The sequence below is a fragment of the Burkholderia sp. PvR073 genome (genome assembly GCF_054055695.1).
Genome location: NZ_JBSRXO010000002.1, coordinates 292,326 through 312,630 on the forward strand (window position 1 = coordinate 292,326; position 20,305 = coordinate 312,630).

19 protein-coding genes are annotated in these 20,305 nt (G+C 62.6%); 14 read left to right on the forward strand and 5 right to left on the reverse strand.

Annotated features, from left to right (window positions below):
- Positions 1-2 precede the first annotated feature (2 nt).
- Positions 3-1,529, reverse strand: coding sequence for an arginine/agmatine antiporter (gene adiC, locus ACVK00_RS08455; RefSeq protein WP_284895459.1), 1,527 nt, complete (start codon positions 1,527-1,529; stop codon positions 3-5).
- A 437-nt stretch (positions 1,530-1,966) separates the two neighbouring features.
- Here adiC and ACVK00_RS08460 point away from each other — a divergent pair, with 437 nt between their 5' ends.
- From ACVK00_RS08460 to ACVK00_RS08480, 5 genes are all read left to right on the forward strand, one after another.
- Complete coding sequence (locus ACVK00_RS08460) at positions 1,967-3,037, forward strand: NAD(P)H-dependent flavin oxidoreductase (protein ID WP_228910016.1); 1,071 nt, start codon at positions 1,967-1,969, stop codon at positions 3,035-3,037.
- 148 nt (positions 3,038-3,185) lie between these two features.
- Positions 3,186-4,640 carry a M20 family metallopeptidase gene (locus ACVK00_RS08465; RefSeq protein WP_006751392.1) on the forward strand — a complete coding sequence of 485 codons (1,455 nt, stop codon included), beginning with the start codon at positions 3,186-3,188 and terminating at the stop codon, positions 4,638-4,640.
- A gap of 90 nt (positions 4,641-4,730) precedes the next feature.
- On the forward strand, positions 4,731-5,840 hold the full coding sequence (locus tag ACVK00_RS08470; protein WP_284895458.1) for a malate/lactate/ureidoglycolate dehydrogenase: 1,110 nt from the start codon (positions 4,731-4,733) through the stop codon (positions 5,838-5,840).
- Positions 5,837-6,256, forward strand: a complete 420-nt coding sequence (locus ACVK00_RS08475; protein ID WP_228908187.1) for a TfoX/Sxy family protein — start codon at positions 5,837-5,839, stop codon at positions 6,254-6,256. The genes ACVK00_RS08470 and ACVK00_RS08475 overlap by 4 nt, the downstream gene beginning before the upstream one ends.
- Before the next feature lie 235 nt (positions 6,257-6,491).
- Positions 6,492-7,070 carry an NnrU family protein gene (locus tag ACVK00_RS08480; protein WP_166722846.1) on the forward strand — a complete coding sequence of 193 codons (579 nt, stop codon included), beginning with the start codon at positions 6,492-6,494 and terminating at the stop codon, positions 7,068-7,070.
- Between the two features lie 126 nt (positions 7,071-7,196).
- Here ACVK00_RS08480 and ACVK00_RS08485 read toward each other — a convergent pair whose 3' ends face one another.
- The 4 genes from ACVK00_RS08485 to ACVK00_RS08500 all read right to left on the reverse strand — a co-directional run bounded on the left by ACVK00_RS08485 (position 7,197) and on the right by ACVK00_RS08500 (position 10,115).
- A complete protein-coding gene (locus ACVK00_RS08485) occupies positions 7,197-7,934 on the reverse strand; it encodes a sulfite exporter TauE/SafE family protein (RefSeq protein WP_284895457.1) in 738 nt (245 codons plus the stop codon).
- Positions 7,935-8,136: 202 nt separating this feature from the next.
- Positions 8,137-8,715 (reverse strand): DUF488 domain-containing protein, encoded by a 579-nt coding sequence (locus ACVK00_RS08490; protein WP_284895456.1) that lies wholly within the window; start codon positions 8,713-8,715, stop codon positions 8,137-8,139.
- Positions 8,712-8,939, reverse strand: a complete 228-nt coding sequence (locus ACVK00_RS08495) for a hypervirulence associated TUDOR domain-containing protein (protein ID WP_228908183.1) — start codon at positions 8,937-8,939, stop codon at positions 8,712-8,714. Before ACVK00_RS08495 ends, ACVK00_RS08490 begins: the two co-directional genes overlap by 4 nt.
- A gap of 252 nt (positions 8,940-9,191) precedes the next feature.
- Positions 9,192-10,115: a LysR family transcriptional regulator gene (locus ACVK00_RS08500; RefSeq protein ID WP_284895455.1), complete on the reverse strand. Its 924-nt coding sequence runs from the start codon at positions 10,113-10,115 to the stop codon at positions 9,192-9,194.
- A 172-nt stretch (positions 10,116-10,287) separates the two neighbouring features.
- Here ACVK00_RS08500 and ACVK00_RS08505 point away from each other — a divergent pair, with 172 nt between their 5' ends.
- From ACVK00_RS08505 to ACVK00_RS08545, 9 genes are all read left to right on the forward strand, one after another.
- Positions 10,288-11,793, forward strand: a complete 1,506-nt coding sequence (locus ACVK00_RS08505; RefSeq protein WP_354123266.1) for a CoA-acylating methylmalonate-semialdehyde dehydrogenase — start codon at positions 10,288-10,290, stop codon at positions 11,791-11,793.
- Positions 11,794-11,897: 104 nt separating this feature from the next.
- Positions 11,898-12,881 carry a zinc-binding dehydrogenase gene (locus ACVK00_RS08510; RefSeq protein ID WP_284895453.1) on the forward strand — a complete coding sequence of 328 codons (984 nt, stop codon included), beginning with the start codon at positions 11,898-11,900 and terminating at the stop codon, positions 12,879-12,881.
- A 46-nt stretch (positions 12,882-12,927) separates the two neighbouring features.
- Positions 12,928-13,809: a 3-hydroxyisobutyrate dehydrogenase gene (gene mmsB, locus ACVK00_RS08515; protein ID WP_284895859.1), complete on the forward strand. Its 882-nt coding sequence runs from the start codon at positions 12,928-12,930 to the stop codon at positions 13,807-13,809.
- 48 nt (positions 13,810-13,857) lie between these two features.
- On the forward strand, positions 13,858-15,090 hold the full coding sequence (locus tag ACVK00_RS08520) for an ABC transporter substrate-binding protein (protein ID WP_284895452.1): 1,233 nt from the start codon (positions 13,858-13,860) through the stop codon (positions 15,088-15,090).
- Between the two features lie 204 nt (positions 15,091-15,294).
- Positions 15,295-16,065 (forward strand): ABC transporter ATP-binding protein, encoded by a 771-nt coding sequence (locus ACVK00_RS08525; protein ID WP_284895451.1) that lies wholly within the window; start codon positions 15,295-15,297, stop codon positions 16,063-16,065.
- Between the two features lie 41 nt (positions 16,066-16,106).
- Positions 16,107-16,814 carry an ABC transporter ATP-binding protein gene (locus ACVK00_RS08530; protein WP_284895450.1) on the forward strand — a complete coding sequence of 236 codons (708 nt, stop codon included), beginning with the start codon at positions 16,107-16,109 and terminating at the stop codon, positions 16,812-16,814.
- A 10-nt stretch (positions 16,815-16,824) separates the two neighbouring features.
- Positions 16,825-17,712 carry a branched-chain amino acid ABC transporter permease gene (locus ACVK00_RS08535; protein ID WP_284895449.1) on the forward strand — a complete coding sequence of 296 codons (888 nt, stop codon included), beginning with the start codon at positions 16,825-16,827 and terminating at the stop codon, positions 17,710-17,712.
- Between the two features lie 10 nt (positions 17,713-17,722).
- Positions 17,723-18,745 carry a branched-chain amino acid ABC transporter permease gene (locus ACVK00_RS08540; protein WP_284895448.1) on the forward strand — a complete coding sequence of 341 codons (1,023 nt, stop codon included), beginning with the start codon at positions 17,723-17,725 and terminating at the stop codon, positions 18,743-18,745.
- 192 nt (positions 18,746-18,937) lie between these two features.
- Positions 18,938-19,960, forward strand: coding sequence for a zinc-dependent alcohol dehydrogenase family protein (locus ACVK00_RS08545; RefSeq protein ID WP_284895447.1), 1,023 nt, complete (start codon positions 18,938-18,940; stop codon positions 19,958-19,960).
- Positions 19,961-20,305 lie beyond the last annotated feature (345 nt).

Below are 20,305 nucleotides of genomic sequence, written 5' to 3' on the forward strand. Positions count from 1 at the left end.
GGTTATTCCCCCGTTTGCTGGGTTGCCTGGACGCCCGCGGCCGGCGAGCGGGCGTGAAGAATGTCGGCCTCGTGTCGGCCCACCGAGATCCAGAAGGTCGCGACGAGCGCGACGATGGTGACGCCGAGCGCGAGATAGCGCACCCAGCGCGGCGAACGGCCGCCCGGATGGACATGGGTTTCCTCGATTTCGCGCTGGCGGTTGATCGACAGCTCGTAGAAGACGATCGTCGCGATCACGAAGATCAGCGACCAGCGCGTCTGCTGGCCGTCGGAGCCGACCATCGCCCACAGCGCGTAGACCGCGCCGATCAGGCCGACGATCGTGTAGAAGGTGAACTGGTGCGACGGCATCTTGCCGTAGCCGAGCACCTTGATCGCGATGCACGAGTAGATGTACGGCAACAGCGTCATGATCACGGCGATCGACGCGATCTTGCCGAACTGCTCGCTCGCGCTCGGCGACATCGTCGCGAGCACCTGCACGGACATGATCACCGCGACGATCGCGAGGCCGGCCGACGGCACGTTCTTCGAGTTGACGCGTGCGAACACGCCGGCGAACAGGCCGTCGTCGGCCGCGGCCTTCGCGGTCTGGCCGACCAGCAGCGTCCAGCCCGCGAGCGAGCCGAGGCAGCCGAGCGCCGCGCAGATCGCGACTGCGTTCGCGGCAGTGTCGCCGAGCGCGAGGCGCGCGGCATCCGCGAACGGCGCGCTCGACGCGAGCAGCGCCTTGTTCGGGATCATCCCCATGATCACGGTCGAGCTGAGCACGTAGCACACCGCCGCGAGCACGACGCCGCCGACGGTCGCGATCGGCACGTTGCGCGACGGGTTCTCGACGACGCCGGCCGACACCGACGCGCTCTCGACGCCGATGAACGCCCACAGCGTGAAGTTCAGCGTCGCGCCGATCGCGCTGAAGCTGCTCGCGCCCGACACGTTCCAGCCGGCGAAGTACACGTCCTTGCTGAACCAGAACCAGCCGAACACGGCCATCCCGAGGATCGGCACGAGCGCGAAGATCGTCGTGACCGACTGCACGCGGCCGACGACGTTCGGCCCGAGGATGTTCGCGTAGGTGAACAGCCAGATCACGAAGATCTGGGCGAGCGCGAACACGAGCGGGTCGTGCAGCATCGGGAAGAAGTGCGTCAGATAACCGAGGCCGGCGACCGCGAGGCCGACGTTGCCGAGCACGTTCGCGAGCCAGTAGATCAGGTTGGTCTGGTAGCCGATGTACGGGCCGAACGATTTGCGCGCATACGCATACGGGCCGCCGGCGGCCGGGTCGATCGCCGCGAGCTTCGCGAACACCAGCGCGAGCGACACGGCGCCGACCACGGTGATCAGCCAGCCGAAGATCGCGATGCCGCCGGTGGCGGCGAGGTTCGCGGGCAGCATGAAGACGCCGGAGCCCATCATGTTGCCCGCGACCATCAGCGTGGCGGGGACGACGCCGATTTTCGGCGCGGAAATCGCGGCTGGTGCGGCGGCGGAGCGGGAGGAGGACGAGCTGGCATCGGACATGCGGGGCTCCTTGAATGGACGTGATGCGGTTGAGGTGGCGCGGCCCGGCGCCGGTCGACGATTCCGGAATGGATCGCCGTTTTATTAAACGACGTCATGTTATATCTTTAATCGATTTTTTAATGGTAAACGCTGACATTTAATGAGTTAAATGTTGATCGATGTCATTGAAATGGGCGGAGTGTCGTTCCGGCGCGGGCGCGGCGGCGCGATATGGAAAGCTTCGCGGGGTGCTGCGGTGGTGAGCCGGGGAGGTTGAGTGCGGGGGCGGGGGCGATGGATAATCCGGATGTTTGCCGAATTGGATGGAACATTTCGTGACGTAAATGCCTCGGTCTTTCGGGCGCGATTTTGTCGGTTATTATCGGGTGCGTTGAATATATGAGCCGCGCAAGCGTGCCGCCGGTGCGCATGACGATTTTTCCTTTCGAAGGATGATGCCGATGCTGCCTTCCCGTTTGCCGCTGATTCAGGCCCCGATGGTCGGATCGCTGAGCGCGCTTGCAATCGCGGTCTGCGAAGCGGGCGGGCTCGGCTCGCTCGCATGCGCGGCGCTCGGCCCGCAGCAACTGCGCGACGAGATCGCGGCGATCCGCGCACGCACGCAGGCCCCGTTCAACGTGAACTTCTTCTGCCATGCGCCGCCCGCGCCGGACGCCGAGGTCGACGCGCGCTGGCGCGCGGCACTGGCCGGCTACTACGCGGAAGCCGGGCTCGATCCGGTCGGCGTGAAGGGCGGCGCCGGCCGCGCACCGTTCGACGACGCGATGTGCGCGGTGGTCGAGGAAATGCGGCCGGCCGTCGTGAGCTTTCATTTCGGATTGCCGGACGACGCGTTGCTGGCGCGCGTGCGTCGTACCGGCGCGCGGATCGTGTCGTCCGCGACGACCGTCGAGGAGGCGCGCTGGCTCGATGCGCGCGACGTCGACGCGATCGTCGCGCAGGGTGCGGAGGCCGGCGGGCATCGCGGGATGTTCCTGACCGACGACATTCACGCGCAGCCGGGGCTGTTCGCACTGTTGCCGCAGATCGTCGACGCGGTGCGCGCGCCGGTGATCGCGGCGGGCGCGATCGCCGACGGCCGCGGCATCGCGGCCGCTTTCGCGCTCGGCGCACGTGCGGTGCAGATCGGCACCGGCTACCTGCTCACGCCGCAGGCCGGCCGCTCGGCGCAGCACCGCGCGGCGGTGCGGGCGGCGCGCGACGACGGCACCCGCATCACCAACCTGTACACGGGCCGGCCGGCGCGCGGCCTGCTGACGCGCTTCATGCGCGAGCAGGGGCCGATGAGCGCGCTCGCGCCCGCGTTCCCGCTCGCGACGGCCGCGGTCGATCCGCTGCGCGGCGCATTCGAACGGCAGGGCCGCGACGATTTCTCGCTGCTGTGGTCGGGCGAGGCCGCGGCGCTCGCGCGCGAAGAGGATGCCGGGGTGCTGACGCGACGGCTGTGGGACGACGCGCTGGCGTGCGCGGCGGGGCTGCGCGACACGTTCCCGCCGGGCGACTGAACGGGCGCGGTAACGGGCGCGGAAACAGACGCCGGAAGGGGGCGAAGGCAAGCCCGAAGCCGGCAGCGGAAAGCGCCGCGGAAAGGCCCCGGGGCGGTGCCATCGGCGTATCATCCGTTTTTTCATCAGCCCGATCCAGGCACCCATCATGACCTCCGTCGACACTACCCCCGTCCTCGACCATGACAAGCTCGTTACCTTCGTCGAGCGCAAGTGGAACGATGAAATCCTCCACGCACTGACCGACTACATCGCGATCCCCGCGAAGAGTCCCGCATTCGACCCCGACTGGGCGAAGCGCGGGTATCTCGAACGCGTCGTCACCGATGCCGCGCAGTGGGCCGAACGCCAGCCGGTGAAGGGCTTGAAGCTCGAAATCGTGCGCCTGCCCGGCCGCACGCCGGTGATCTTCTTCGAAACCCCCGCGACGCGCGCGGGCAGCACCGACACGATCCTGCTGTACGGCCATCTCGACAAGCAGCCCGAATTCGACGGCTGGCGTGCGGATCTCGGCCCGTGGACGCCGAAGTTCGAGAACGGCAAGCTGTACGGCCGCGGCGGCGCGGACGACGGCTACGCGATCTACGCGAGCCTCGCGGCGCTCGGCGCGCTCGACGAGCAGGGCGTCGAACGGCCGCGCTGCGTCGGCCTGATCGAAACCTGCGAGGAGTCGGGCAGCTACGACCTGCTGCCGTACGTCGACGCGCTGCGCGACCGGCTCGGCCAGGTGTCGCTCGTCGTGTGCCTCGATTCGGGCGCCGGCAACTATGACCAGATGTGGCTCACGACGTCGCTGCGCGGGCTGGTGTCCGGCGACCTGCAGGTCGAGGTGCTGGAGGAAGGCGTTCACTCGGGCGTCTTCGGCGGCATCGCGCCGTCGAGCTTCCGCGTGATGCGTCAGCTGTTCGAGCGCCTGGAAGATGCGAAGAACGGCAACCTGCTGCCGGGCGTGTTCCATTGCGAGATTCCCGACAGCCGCGTGCGCGAAGCCGACGCGGCCGCCGCGATTCTCGGCGACACCGTGTGGAAGGGGCTGCCGTGGGCGTGCGGGATGGATGGCAAACCGGTGCTGCCGACCACGACTGATCCGCGCGAGGCGCTGCTGAATTCGACGTGGCGTCCGTCGCTGTCGGTGACGGGCGCGGCCGGCCTGCCGGCGCTTTCCGACGCGGGCAACGTGCTGCGTCCGCGCACCGCATTCAAGCTGTCGCTGCGCCTGCCGCCGCTCGTCGACGCCGCGCAGGCCGTGCAGCAGCTGAAGGAACTGCTCGAACTCGATCCGCCGTACAACGCGAAGGTCACGTTCAAGCCCGACGCGGGCGCCGCGACCGGCTGGAGCGCGCCGGATCTCGCGCCGTGGCTCGCGTCGTCGCTCGACGCCGCGTCGCGCCGCCACTTCGGCGCGGACTGCGCGTACATGGGCCTCGGCGGCACGATCCCGTTGATGAACGTGCTGCAGGAAGGTTTCCCGTCCGCGCAGTTCATGGTGTGCGGCGTGCTCGGCCCGAAGTCGAACGCGCACGGCCCGAACGAGTTCCTGCACGTGCCGTACGCGAAGAAGCTGACCGCGGCGGTCGCGGACGTGATCGCCACCGCGCGCTGAGCGTTCGCGCTGCCTGTCACGACCCAACCCGACCCGACCCGACCCGACCCAACCCAACCCGATCCCGCCTGACCTGATGGAGCCTTGCCGATGACCGCGTTGCCGACACCCGCTACCGACCCGCTGCGCATGCGCGCCGAACCGCTGCACGCATTCGTCGCGGCACTCTGGGAGCGGGCCGGCAGTAGCGAGCGCGAGGCGCGGCTCGTCGCCGATCACCTGGTCGGCGCGAATCTGGCAGGGCACGATTCGCACGGGATCGGGATGATCCCGAACTACGTCGCATCGTGGCGGGAAGGGCAGTTGCAGCTGAACGGGCACGCGTCGATCGTCCGCGACGGCGGCGCGGTGCTGACGATCGACGGCGGCCGCGGCTTCGGCCAGGTGATCGCGTTCGAGGCGATGGTCGAAGGGATCGAGCGGGCCCGGCGCATGGGCATCTGCGCGATCGGGCTGCGCGACGTCCATCACCTCGGCCGCATCGGCCACTGGGCCGAGCAGTGCGCGCGCTCGGGCCTCGTATCGTTCCATTTCGTCAACGTGCCGGGCGACTTGCTCGTCGCGCCGCTCAACGGCACCGATCCGCGCTTCGGCACGAATCCGTTCTGCGCCGCGTATCCGCGCGCGGGCCGCCCGCCGCTGCTGCTCGATTTCGCGACGAGCGCGATCGCGTACGGCAAGACGCGGGTGGCGTATAACCAGGGCAAGCGCGTGCCGGCCGGGTCGCTGATCGATCATCGCGGCCAGCCGAGCGACGATCCGGCCGTCATGCACGAGCAACCGTTCGGCGCGTTGCTGCCGTTCGGGTTGCACAAGGGCTATGCGCTGGCCGCGATGTGCGAGATCTTCGGCGGCGCGCTGGTCGGCGGGCATACGACCTACGGCGACACGCTGCAGAAGACGAGCGCGATCGTCAACGGGATGCTGTCGGTGCTGATCGACCCGAACGCGTTCGATGCGGCCGACGCGGAGCGTGAAGCCGATGCGTTCGTCGCGTGGGCGAAGGCGTCGCCGCAGGCGGGCGATGCGCCGGTGCGGATGCCCGGCGAGCCGGAGGAGGCGAGCCGCGCGGCGCGCGGCGCGCACGGCATTCCGGTCGATCGTGCGACGTGGCGGCAGATCCGCGAGAGCGCGGCGGCCGTCGGCTTCGACGACGCCGAACTCGACATGTGGACGCAGCGCTGCACGGAGCCCGCATGAGCTGGCAGGCGGAGAAGGCGCACGGCGAGGAGATCGCTTACCAGCTCGCGCCGCTCGGCAAGGTCGAGGTCGTGCGGTTCTTCAGCGGCGCCGCGATGCGGCTCGATGGCGTGATGTTCGGCTTCATGTCGCGCGGGTCGCTGTTCCTGCGCGTCGACGACGTGAACCGTCCGGCGTTCGTCGCGGCGGGGATGGGGCCGTTCTCGTACGAGCGGCCCACGCGCACCGTCGCGCTCGAAGGCTATTACGAAACGCCGGCCGATGTGCTCGAGGACGCGGGCGCGCTGTTCGACTGGTGTCGCGGCGCGTATCGCGCGGCGCTGCTGGCGGGGGCGCCGAAGCGCAACGCACGGCCGAAGCCGAAGCCGGCGCCGAAACCGGAGGCGACGCGCAAGCGCACGCAGCGTCGGCCGTAAGACGCTGTTCCTTCCCTGTCCTTTCTGTCGAGCCACGGCGGGTGCGCGCAAGCGCCGGGCTTGACGCACCGCATGGTCCGCCTGCTTCACAACGGCGGCCCCGGCGTTTATGATCGGCGCGATTGCGTCCGTGCCCGGCGCAACCCGAGCCGGTGTCGCCGCCGGCCTCGCGAACGGCGCATCGAAAGCCGCGCGAATGCTTCCCCCCAATCATCGTTCCAGACGGAGATAGCCGATGCTCGTCCTGATTCTCGGTTTAGCGATCTTCCTCGGTGTGCATTCGATCCGGATCGTCGCGGATGGCTGGCGCTCCGTCACCATCGAGCGGATCGGCGAGAAACGCTGGAAGGGCCCCTATGCAATCGCGTCGATCGTCGGCTTCGTGCTGATCATCTGGGGTTACGGGATCGCGCGCCAGAGCGCGACGCTGCTGTGGGTGTCACCCGTCGGCGTGCGCCACCTCACCGGCATGCTGACCGCGATCGCATTCGTGCTGATCGCCGCGTCCTACGTGCCGCGCAACCGCATCAAGACGCTCGTCGGCCATCCGATGGTGGCCGGCGTGATGGTGTGGGCGGTCGCGCACCTGCTCGCGAACGGCACGCTGCATGCGGTCGTGCTGTTCGGCGCATTTTTCGTGTGGTCGCTGGTGGATTTCATCGTGTGGCGCGCGCGCGACCGCCGCGACGGCGTCCGCTATCCGGCCGGCAGGCTGTCGGGCGATGCCGTGACGATCGGGGCCGGGCTCGTCGTATGGGCCGTCTTCGCGCTGTTCCTGCACGGGCCGCTGATCGGCGTGCGGCCGTTCGGTTGAACGTGCCCGCCTGCAAGGATTGACGAGCGGGGCGCACGAGCCGCCCCGGGCGCCCGCGACATCGAGGCGCGCGCATTACCCGCTATCCGCCTTCCGTCAACGTACGGACGCCTGCCCGAGCGTGCGTCAGATCGGCTTGACGAACAGCCCGACGGTCAGCGCGACGCCGATGCACACGATCGCGATCCGCAGCACGCGCTCGTTCACGCGGTGCAGCGCCCACGCACCGAGCAGGCCGCCGACGATCGCGCCGCCGCCGAGTGCGATCGCCGCCTGCCAGTGCAGGTGCGGCGACGTCAGGAACAGCACGACCGCCGATGCGTTCATCACGCCCGCGAGCGCGTTCTTGGTCGACATCGCGTGACGCGGCGACAGGCCGGCCATCGTCAGCGCGGCCATCATCAGGAAGCCGATGCCGCCGCCGAAGTAGCCGCCGTAGATCGCGATCAGGAATTGCGCGATCGCGGCCGTCACGGGGCCGAGATGCTGCGTGTCCACGCCCGGCTTGCGGAAGAAACTGCCCCACGCGAACACGACCGTCGCGAACAGCACGAGCCACGGCACGAGGTGCGAGAAGATCGACGACGGGGTTTTCAGCAGCAGCAGCCCGCCGAGTGCGCCGCCGACCACGCTGATCGCGAACAGCGCGCGAAACGGCAGCTGGCCCGCGCCGCGCACCATGTTTCGGCTCGCCCAGCCCGTCGTGACCTGGCCGGGGAACAGCGCGACCGTCGACGTGATGTTCGCCGCGAGCGGCGACATGCCCGACAGGATCAGCGCGGGCAGTGTGACGAACGAGCCACCGCCCGCGAGGGCATTCTGCAGGCCGGCCCACAGGCCGGCGATGATGATGAGAGCGAGCATCGATGAGGGAGTGCGGAGGTGGCGGGGCGCGCGGGCCGGAAGCAGGCGCGCGCGATGATCGCCCGATAGTAATGCAGGATCGCGGCGGCGCAAACCGCGGCGAGCGTGCGGCGTGTCGGGTGCGCAGGGGCGGCGGCCGGCCGACGTGGAGCGTTGCGCCGGGCGTCAGGCCATCGCCGCTGTGCGCACGACCGGCGCCGCGTTACTCGTTCGGCTGCTTGGCGGTGCCGTCGGCAGTCGCATCGCTGTCGACGTCCGGATAGACGATCGCGCCGTCGTCCCGGATCACCGCGCCGGCGGTGAGACGCGCGGGCTCGACGCGATTGCGGCCCATGATGTGCAGCACCGTTTCGCCGCGCGCGATCAGGTAGTCGGACACGATGCGCCGGTGACAACGCCACCACACGGCTTCCGAACACATGATCGCGCAGCGTTGCCGGTGCCCTTGCTCGATCAGCTGGTCGAGGCCCGTTCGGAACTCGGGCGACAACGCGTAGTCGGCGTAGCGATGGAAGCTGCGGTTGGTCCAGAAGTCGTTGACCTCGTCGGGCACGCCGCGCGACTTGCCGCGCAGGCCGCCGAGCGCCGCGATGTGCTCGTACGCGATATCGACGGCGGCCAGCGCGTCGGGCAGCGTCGCTTCGTTGAACTGCGGATTCGAGCGCGAGCGCGTCATCTTCCGGATATCGGCAAGCAACGCGATATCGACCGCGTCGAGCATCTCGACGAACGCGTCGAGCGTGCGGTTCGAATGGCCGATCGTGTAGAACGGGTGCGTCACGCGTCGTCCTTGCTCGCCATGCGTTCGAGCACGCGGCCGCGATGCGCGGCGATGTGGTCGGTCCGGTCGCTCTTGATCTCGTATTGCGGATCGTCGGGCGACGCGCGATGGCGATGCCCCTTGTAGTCGAAATCCTGCGTGTGGATCGCGATGATCGTGCCCGTCACGTAACCGGCTTCGGAATTCCAGCGGACGTGGTCGCCCAGTCTGAATGGCTGCGTCATGCGGGAAGCCTCCTTGCGTCGATGCCGCGTTCGCTTGCCGGCGTGACGCAGGTGCCCGTACCGCGACAGGAGCAAACACGCATGGTGGTTCATAAACATAGAGGACCGGAACATGCCTCCGGAACGCAAGCAGCAGTGGCCATAAGTCGTCGTTGTAGCGGAAGGAACGACTGACTGTGATTCTTGCGCGTGCCGACCCTGGCGCAATGCTCGAACAGCGCGGCGTAGTGAACCGTGAAGCACTAAGCCTCCTCACTCAATTGATGTGCTCTGTGTCGTCCTTCCCATCAGGAAATCTTCATTGGCTTCTGCAACTTCCCGAATGTAGTCCCATAGTGCCTTGACGCGCGCCAGCTCACGTCGCTCCGGCGGAGCCACAAGCCAGAAGGTGCGGGTGATGTTCACCGCATCGGGCAGCACCGGGATCACGTTGCCGATCACGCTTCCAAGGAAACACGGCAGCACCCCGATTCCGAGGCCAGCTTTTACGGCTTGGGCTTGGGCGATGACACTCGTGCTTCTGAGGCAAGGCTTAAGCGTGGGGAGCCATTTTTGCAGCGAGAATTGCTGCGGCGAGAAGATCAGGTCGTCGACATAGTCGATCCATCGATGACCGACCAAGTCATCGATCGCTCTGATCGACGGATGCTTGTCGAGGTACTCAGGCGTTGCGTACGGCAACATGCGGTACTCGGAGAGCTTGCATGTCACAAAGCTGTTGGCGCTCGGGCGGTCGATTGCAACCGATGCGTCGGCTTCGCGCTTTGACAGATTCAGCGTGCGAGGCAGCGGCAGGATGTCGACGGTGATGGCGGGGTGCCTCGTGCAAAAGTGCGCCAGGTGTGGGGTGAGGAAAAACGTGCCGAAACCCTCTGTCGCACCCAGCCGGATTTCGCCGGTCAATGCGACGGTGTCGCTGAGCATGCTCGATTCCACCGCCGTGATCGTGCTTTCAAGCGTCTCGACATGCTCGAGTAACCGATGGCCAGCACTTGTCAGGCGAAGCCCTTGAGAACTGCGGTCGAACAGCTTCGAGCCTGTGTCACGCTCCAGTCGCTGTATCCGTCTGGAGATTGTCGACTGACTCATCTTCAACGTGTGTGACGCCTCCAGAGCCGACTGAGACCGAGCCGCCGCCAAGAAGATCCGCAGGTTATCCCAATCGAAATGATTCATCTCGTCCTCAGTGCTCCGCTATGCAAATTTGCATAGATCAGTTCCATTTTATCTTATTTCAAATGCAGAAACGGTGAAATAACATGCTTGGCAACACATCGAAATCAGCGCCGAGTTCCCGCCGGACGTCCGCGCGCAATGACACAAGATTCCTACCAGGAGGCAACCCATCGTGAGCAGTTACATCGAGCATTTCATCGCAGGTAAGCCCTACTCGGAACCGTCGGCCCGATCGGGCGCGGTCCACAATCCTTCGACGGGCGAGGAGATTGCCCGCTGTGAGTACGGCACGCGTTCAACGGTCGATCATGCCGTTGCGGTCGCCACGGAAGCCGGGCGCCGCTGGGGGCGCGCCTCGCATGCCGTACGTCAGGCGGTGATCTTCAAATTGCGCGATCTGATGATCGCCAACATGGATGTGCTGGCCGAGGCGATCGGGCGCGAGCACGGCAAAACGATCCTGGACGCAAAAGGGGAGTTGGGGCGCGCCATTGAAGGGATCGAATTCGCATGCAATGCGCCGCACGTGACCAAGGGCGAATACACCAACAACGTCGGCGGCGAAATCGAAGTGTTCTCCATGCGGCGACCAATCGGTGTGGTCGGTTGTATCACGCCGTTCAACTTTCCCATCATGGTGCCCGCGGTCATGATGACCATGGCTGTCGCCGTCGGTAACAGCATTGTCTGGAAGCCCTCCGAAAAGGTTCCGAGCGCGGCACTCGAATTTGCTCGGATCTGGAAGGAAGCAGGCTTGCCCGATGGGATCTTTAATGTCGTACAGGGCGACAAGGAAGTGGTCGATGCGATTCTCGAACATCCCGGCATTGCCGGAGTCAGCTTTGTCGGATCGACTGCGGTCGGCGAGTACATCTATCAGAAAGGGACGAATCATAACAAGCGAGTGGCCGCCTTCACTGGCGGTAAGAACCACATGGTCGTCATGCCGGACGCGGACCTCGAAGCCGCTGCCAGCGCGTTCGTGTCGGCCGGATTCGGGTCGTCAAGTCAACGTTGCATGGCCGTCTCGTTGCTTCTGCCAGTTGGCACGGAAACAGCAGAGCGCTTGCGCGAGATCATCATCCCGAAGATCCGCGCGCTGAAAGTTGGCTCTTATGACGACCCAGGTGCTGATTTCAGTGCGGTTGTTTCCCGGGAATCGAAGGTGTCCGTCGAGCAGGCGATCGGCCGTTGTCTCGAAGAGGGCGGCGAGCTGGTGATCGATGGGCGTGGCTTTGCGGTACCGGGCCATCCGAATGGTTACTACCTCGGACCGACGCTATTTGATCGGATCACGACCGACATGCATCTGTATCGGGAGGAAGTGTTCGGCCCGGTGCGAGGCATCATGCGACCGGCGACGTTCGACGAGGCGATCGAGATCACAAATCAGCACGAGTACGGCAACGGATCGGTGATCTTCACGCGAGACGGGAAGTCGGCGCATCGCTTCATGATGGAAATCGAGTCCGGCATGATCGGCGTGAACGTGCCCGTGCCGCTGCCGTCCGCCTTCTTCAACTTCGGCGGCCTGCGTCGTTCGAAGTTTGGCGACGGTCACCTGTATGGTCCCGATGCGGCGCGTTTCTATACGAAGTTCAAGACCGTATCTCAGCGCTGGCCGGAACCCGACGACGGAGCACTTCCGGTTTCACTGGCATTCAATCCAAGCGCCTGACATCGCCCCCCGATCTATCAACCGCATTCGCCACACGCCGCGCGCCGGTGTGGCGATCGCGGCTCAAGGTACAGCAATTGACGTACAGCATCAAAGGAACATCAATGAAGGCAATTGTGATTGTTAGTCAGGAAGGGCAAACGCGCCCGACATTGGCGTATCAGACAGTGCCGGACCCACAGGTCCAGCCGAATGAATTGCTGGTCGCGGTCAAGGCGGCTGGGATCAATCGGATCGACCTTCAACGTTCGACGGCGCATGGCGGCCCGGCCGCCGGCAAACCGATGATTGCGGGCCTCGAAATGGCGGGGGACGTCGTCGCCGTCGGTAGCGAGGTAAGCGGATTCAAAGTTGGCGACAGGGTGATGGGCATGACGACCGGAGCCTATGCCGAACTTGCCACTATTGACTACCGATTTGCCACGCCAATTCCTAAGTCATTTTCGTACGATCAGGCGGCAGCAGTCGCCACTGTTTATCCGACAGCCCACAATGCATTGGTGACTAACGGTCATTTCGGGGCGGATAAGAGTGTCCTGATTCAAGGCGTTGCATCGGCTGTTGGCATCGCGACCCTGCAAATCGCAAAAGCCCTCGGCGCGAAGAAGATCATTGGTACCGGCCGTCCGACCCGCAATGCCGACAATCTGATCGGACTCGGGCTCGACCGGTTTCTCGTGAACGGCACCGACGACGTTGTATCTGAGGTCGCGGCGCTGACGAACGGACAGGGCGTCGACGTCGTGGTCGACATGGTCGGCGGCCCCGCGATCTCGGACAATCTGGCCTCTGTCGCATTGGGCGGCTACATCGTGAACGTTGGCTGGGTCGGTGGAGCGACCGGCGAAATCGATCTTGACACGTTGGCCCGCAAGAGAGTTTCGTTGGTCGGTGTTTCCTTTCGCACACGAACTGTCCGGCAGAAATCTGAACTCTTTACGCAGTTTAGACGAGATGTCTATCCGCTATTCGAATCCGGCGCAGTGCTCCCAATCATTCAGACAACGTACCCGCTGGCTGAGGCGTTGGAGGCACAGGACGCAATGGCGCGCGACGAGCACTTCGGCAAAATTCTGTTGCATCCTTGAAATTTAGTGATCTGATTCAGTTCAACTAAAGAAAATTGGAGACATGATGGATATCGGGTTTATCGGCTTGGGGCACATGGGGCTACCAATGTTGGGCAATCTGTTGGCAACTGGCCATACGGTGCGTGCTTTCGACACGTCGTCCGGCGCGATCGCCCAAGCTGTCGAGCGCGGTGCCTTGCCAGCTCGGTCCGTGGCAGAGCTGGCTGCATCGGTCGATGTAGTGATTACGATGTTGCCGACTCCGGCTGTCGTGCGCGGCGTGATATGTGGTCCGGATGGTGTGCTTGCGCATGCAAGGCAGGGGACACTTGTGATCGACTGCAGCACCAGTGATCCGCAGACTGCCGCGGAGATCGAAACGATCGGGGCGGCAAGCGGCAAGACTGTTGTCGATGCACCCGTGTCAGGCGGTGTGCCAGGGGCCAAGGCGGCCACGCTGACGTTCATGGTGGGCGGATCGGACCCCGGCTTCGAGTCCGCCAGACCCATTCTCTCCGCCATGGGGAAGAACATTGTTCGTTGCGGCCCTGCTGGCAGCGGACAAGCCGCCAAGCTTTGCAACAATCTCCTGCTTGGAGTGTCGACGATTGCCGTGTCCGAATCGATGTGCCTCGGTGTTAGCCTCGGGCTCGCTCCCGATGTGCTTGCGCAGATCATCAACACGTCGTCTGGCCGGTGCTGGGTGTCCGAGGTCTACAACCCTTATCCCGGCGTCGTTGCAGATTCACCGGCATCCAATGGCTTTTCCGGCGGCTTTGCCTGCGACCTGATGATCAAGGATCTCAGTCTTGCACTGGATTCCGCACACAACTCCCGACAACCGTTGCCCATGACCGCATTGTCCAAGCAGTTCTTCCAGGTACTAAGTCATCAAGGCGGCGGCAGCAAGGACATTTCCGCGGTCGTTGGCTTGTTCAAAAAATAGAGCACGCGAAGACGTGCCGAAGATACAAGATAAACACAGGAGACAACGATGCACATCCATTTCAGAAAGACCGCCATTGCACTGGCTTGGGGTTTCGCCTGCGCTTCAGCGCAGGCGCAGCCACCGAAAATCTCGGACGATGTCGTAAAGATCGGAATCCTGATGGACCTTTCTGGAAACTACTCCGAATTTGCGGGGCCGGGTGCGGTGGCAGCAGTCAAGATGGCCGTGGAAGACTTCGGCGGCAAGGTTCTCGGAAAGCCGATCGAGGTGGTGGTGGCAGACCATCTCAACAAGACCGACGTGGCATTGACAAAAGCGCGCGAATGGTTCGACACGCAGAAGGTGGACGCCATTGTTGATCTTACAAACTCGTCTGTCGCCATCGCCGTCAGCAAGTTGGCCAAGGACAAGAATCGGATAGCCATCGTGGCAGGCGCGATGACGGAGAAAATAACGAACGAGGAATGCTCTCCTAACACAGTGCACTACGTCGCCGATTCCTATGCGTTTGCGAACGGCACTGGCAAGGCTGTCCTGGATCAAGGTGGAAACACGTGGTTCATTCTTGCCGCCGATTATGCGTTCGGCACGCTGATGCTCGATCGGCTGACCGCGACGGTAGCAGCGAATGGAGGCAAGGTCGTGGGGGCAGCCAAGCATCCACTCGGCGCATCGGATTTTTCATCGTTCATGATGCAGGCGCAAACGTCGAACGCGAAGGTGATCGGACTGGCAAACGCCGGTGTCGACACGGTCAACGCGATGAAGTCAGCACAGGAGTTCGGTATCACACGTGGAGGAAAGCAGAGTGTCGTCGGTCTTGCAACGACCATCACTGACGTTCACGGCATGGGCCTGAATGTCGCACAGGGTCTTTTGCTGACGACGCCGTTCTACTGGGATCGAAACGACGAAACGCGTCAGTGGTCGAAGCGCTATTTCGCCAGGATGAAGAAAATGCCCAATATGGTGCAGGCCGGAGACTACTCGTCAGTCATGCACTACCTCAAAGCAATTGAAGCGGCCGGAACGGACAATGCCAAGGACGTAATGGCAAAGATGCGGGAAATGCCGATCAACGACTTCTTTGCGAAGAATGGCAAGATTCGCGAGGATGGTCGCATGGTGCACGACATGTATCTGGCTCAGGTCAAGACGCCGAGCGAGTCGAAATATCCTTGGGATTACTACAAGATCAAGAAAGTCCTGCCGGCCAGCACGGTCACGATTCCGGTGGAGCTGAGTAAGTGTCCTCTGCTCAAGAATGGACGCACGTAAAACGAAAAGGCGTAATCGATGCAATCGATGATTGAGCTTTGATTAAATCACCGACTTATCAGCGTTTGCATCGCGACGTTTTGAGAATCCAAGGAGATCGGCCGGGAGCTGAGCGTGCGCTCTCGGTCAAATCATTCATGTTGGCGCATCGATGCGCTCACTAAAGTTTCGATCGATGGGTTTCACTACCGAATTGAGGTGACTATGACTGATGTCATCCTGGAGACGCGCGGCCTGACTAAGGAATTCGGAGGGTTTACTGCTGTGTCCGATGTCAATTTGCGTGTCCGGCGTGGCCATATTCATGCGTTGATCGGCCCAAATGGCGCCGGCAAGACAACCTGCTTCAATCTCTTGACGAAGTTCATGGCTCCGACGGCCGGGACGATTCTTTTCAACCAACGCGACGTCACTGCCGCGCGGCCGGCACAGATCGCGCGGCAGGGCATCATCAGGTCGTTTCAGATATCGGCCGTATTCCCGCACCTTACCGTTCTCGAGAATGTGTGTATTGCGCTGCAGCGATCGCTTGGTACCTCTTTTCATTTCTGGAAAAGCGAGCGCACGTTGTCGCGACTGAATGACAGGGCAATGGATCTGTTGACCCAGGTCGACCTTGCCGATTTTGCGGACACCTCGACCGTCGATCTTCCGTACGGCAGAAAACGCGCACTGGAGATTGCGACGACGCTTGGCATGGAGCCCGAGCTGATGCTGCTCGACGAGCCGACGCAGGGAATGGGACATGAAGACGTGTCGCGTGTCACGGAGCTCATCAAGCGTGTTTCGTTGCAGCGCACGATCCTGATGGTGGAGCACAACATGAGCGTGGTGGCCGGGATCTGCGATCGCATTTCGGTATTGCAACGCGGGTCGATATTGGCCGAAGGAACTTATGCGGAAGTATCCGCGATACCTGAAGTCATGGAAGCCTATATGGGTACGGCTGATGGAACGCTTGAAGGTGTTCTGTGACGCTCGGCAGCGGCGAGTCGAGTTCACCTGGGGAACGACATATGGAAAAAGCGCTGGAAGTAACGAACCTGAACGCCTGGTACGGAGAGTCTCATATTCTTCACGGCCTGAAATTTTCGGTGAATAAGGGCGAGGTCGTTACGTTGCTTGGGCGCAATGGCTCTGGCCGTACGACGACGCTGCGCGGAATCATGGGGCTGACGGGTACGAGAAGGGGATCCGTCAGGATCAACGACACGGAATCCATCCATCTGGCCACCAGCAAGATTGCACGGTTGGGCGTCGGTTATTGTCCCGAGGAACGCGGCATTTTCTCGGCGCTGTCGACCGAGGAAAACTTGATGTTGCCTCCGATGGTGTCCAGGACCGATCGCGGCATGTCGATCGATGAAATCTACGACTTGTTCCCTAATCTTGCCGAGCGCCGACGCAGCCCGGGAACGCGTTTATCGGGCGGAGAACAGCAGATGCTCGCGGTAGCGCGCATCCTGCGTACCGGCGCGAGGCTGCTTTTGCTCGACGAGATTTCGGAAGGGCTCGCACCAGTCATCGTGCGTGCGCTCGCGCGCATGATCCGCAAACTAAAGGAGAGAGGCTACACCATCGTAATGGTGGAGCAGAACTTTCGGTTCGCCGCGCCTTTGGCAGACCGCTTCTATGTCGTCGAGCATGGGCGGGCAATCGAGCATTTCACGGCCGATGAACTGGAGGAGAAAAAGCCTGTTCTGACCGAATTGCTTGGCGTGTAGTGAGGGAAACATGGAAGAACTACTGGGAATTCCGCTACCGGCCCTGACGAGCCAATTGTTGATCGGCCTCGTCAATGGTTCATTTTACGCACTGCTCTCACTTGGTCTGGCGGTGATATTTGGGATGCTTAACGTCATCAACTTTGCCCACGGCATGCTGTACATGCTTGGTGCGCTGCTGACGTGGATGGGACTGAGCTACTTGGGGCTGAACTACTGGATCATGTTGATCGCCGCGCCGCTTGTCGTCGGCGTATTGGGGGGCATTTTTGAAAGGACCATGTTGCGTTGGCTTTACAAGGTCGACCACATCTATGGTCTGCTGTTGACATTTGGCATCACGCTGGTCGTGGAGGGCCTGTTTCGGTCGATCTACGGCGCATCGGGGCAACCCTATTCAGCGCCCAATGCGCTCGGTGGCACGCTCGATCTCGGTTTCATGCTGCTTCCTGCCTATCGTGCCTGGGTCGTCGTTCTTTCCCTTGTCGTTTGTCTGGCGACCTGGTTTGTGATCGAGCGGACGAAGCTCGGTGCCTTTCTGCGGGCTGGAACGGAGAATCCGAAGCTGGTTGAAGCGTTCGGCGTCAATGTGCCGGTGATGATCACGCTAACGTACGCCTTCGGTGCCGCACTGGCGGCGCTGGCTGGCGTCCTGGCCGCTCCAGTAGTTCAGGTGTCGCCGTTGATGGGAACGAACCTGATCATCACGGTGTTTGCTGTCGTCGTCATCGGCGGAATGGGCTCGATCGTAGGTTCGATCCTCACTGGCCTTGGATTGGGGGTCGTCGAGGGACTGACGCGCGTCTTTTACCCGGAAGTTTCAGCGACGGTGGTCTTCATTGTCATGGCGGTCGTGCTGATGGTTCGTCCGGCAGGGCTGTTCGGAAAAGTGACTTGAGGAGTACGAGGTGAACAAGAAAATCGGCTATTCGATCGCGCTGATCGCGATGTTGGTCGCACCGGTTGCCATCTATCCGGTGCTGCTGATGAAGTTGCTCTGTTTCGCGCTGTTTGCCTGCGCCTTCAATCTCCTGATCGGCTTCACCGGGTTGCTCTCATTCGGACACGCGGCGCTTTTCGGGGGAGCGGGCTATATCGCCGGCTATGTCTTGCGTAACATCGGCTATCCGTTTGAGATCGGGGTGATTGCAGGAACGCTCGGCGCGGCAGTGCTGGGTCTCGCGATGGGCACGCTGGCCATCCGCCGAAAGGGTATCTACTTTACGATGATCACGCTGGCCCTCGCGCAGATGCTGTATTTCTACTGCCTACAAGCGCGTTTCACCGGTGGTGAAGATGGCATGCAGGATGTGCCTCGGGGATGGTTGCTGGGCATGTTCGATCTGGCCAGTGATATGACGATGTACTACGTCGTTCTCGTCATCACGGTCGCCGGATATGTCGCTGTCCTGCGCATAGTGCAATCGCCGTTCGGCCACGTGTTGAGGGCGATCAAGGAAAACGAACCTCGCGCTATCTCCCTTGGCTACGACGTCGACAGGTACAAGCTGCTCGCCTTCGTGTTGTCAGCTGCCTTGGCGGGGTTGGCCGGTGCGACAAAAACTGTGGTGCTTGGATTCGAGACCTTGGGCGACGTACATTGGACCATGTCGGGCCTCGTCATTCTGATGGCGCTTGTTGGCGGACTGGGAACGTTGACGGGGCCGGTGGTCGGCGCGCTCGTTATCATTTTGTTGGAAAATCGATTGAGCGATTTTGGAGGCTGGCTGGCGAATCTGACGCAAATCGAATGGTTCCGTGACCTCGGCGAATCCGTCACGATCGTCACGGGCCTCATCTTCATTGTCTGTGTTCTTCTGTTTCGGAAAGGCATCGTTGGCGAGCTTGCCAGTCGCTCACACCTCCGGCGAAAGCGGCGCGCGGCAAATTCCCGGCAGGCAATGTTGGACGCCGCCGGTGAATCCTCGTAATGAATCGGTCTTCCCTTGGCATCGAAGTAAGAGCGTGCTCGACTGAACGTGACGTTTATTGGAACCATGCTCGGATCAACGATACTCGGAAGCAAGACCCGGAGGCGAGGAGGACAAGTTACTCCGTAGATGACCAATTCGTATCTGTGTGCATATGGCGGTTGCCGTGTGGATGAACCAACTGGAGGAATCATGCGGGTTTATCAGGTTGAAAACGAATGGACCATGGCTAATCTCCGCATCGGCGAGCGCCCAATTCCCGAGCCGCGCGACGGGCAGGTGCGCATCAGGATGCGAGCAGCGGCACTAAATTACCGGGATTCGTTAATTCCGCTCCGCGGCTATGGAAAGCGCATGCAGGAATTGCCGCTCGTTATGCTTAGTGACGGCTTCGGTATCGTCGATGCGGTTGGCGCGGGAGTTACCCGCATGCAACCCGGCGACCGGGTATGTCCGCTGTTCTACCAAAGCTGGCTGGGGGGCCCGCCCGGTAACGAGCGCTTTCGATATAGCCTGGGCTGCGAGCAGGACGGTACGATGGCGGACTATCTTGTGCTATCGGCCGAAGGGGTAAGTAAGGCACCGGTACATCTTGACGACGTGGAAGCAGCAACGCTGCCGACGGCAGCGGTCACGGCCTGGCGCTCGTTGGTCACTGAGGGGAATCTCAGACCTGGGGAAACGGTGCTCATACAAGGAACCGGCGGCGTATCCCTGTTCGCACTTCAGTTTGCCAAGCTGCTCGGTGCCCGTGCGATCGTAACCTCATCCAGCGACGAAAAGCTTGCTCGGGTGCGCGCGCTGGGCGCGGACGAAACGGTTAACTATCGCGACAATCCCCAGTGGGGAAAGATCGCGCGAGAAATCACTGGAGGGCAGGGCGTCGATCACGTCGTCGAAGTAGGCGGGGCTGGCACACTGGAACAATCATTACGTGCGGTTCGCACAGGCGGGACGCTGAGCATGATCGGCGTGCTTGCCGGTTCGGAGCCGACGATCCCGCTCGGCCAGATCGTGACGCGCCATATCCGCCTGCAGGGCATTACTGTGGGAAATCGGGACGATTTCGAGGCCATGGCAGCTGCGATCGCACTACATGAATTACGTCCGGTCATCGATCGGGTATTTGAATTTGAAGCGTTGCGGTCGGCGCTCGATTACATGGCACGTGGACAGCACTTTGGGAAGATCTGTATTCGACATGCATCAAATTGAGCCGGCATATTGCGAGGGGTTTGAGCTGCGGCTGCGCTCGATCGCGCAAACGGCAGTCACCTCGTGGCGAGCTCGTTGTTGCCGCGCTGACCCGGCTGGCGCAGCATCCGTCCGCTTCCACGCTATGTCAAGGCAGACTATGGCAGTGAATTCGGGGGGGGCTGAGTTGCTCATGGTCCGCGACAACCGACGCCACATTCCCGCGAATTGTTAAGTCGCACCGAAACCGCCTGCAAAGAGCGCACCTTTAGTTCGTCGGCCTACCGACTCGTGGAGGCGCCAGCCAGACGCGTCACCTGGTCGCCGGTGGTGTTCTCTCGGCAATCGGCCGATACTCTGGACGTG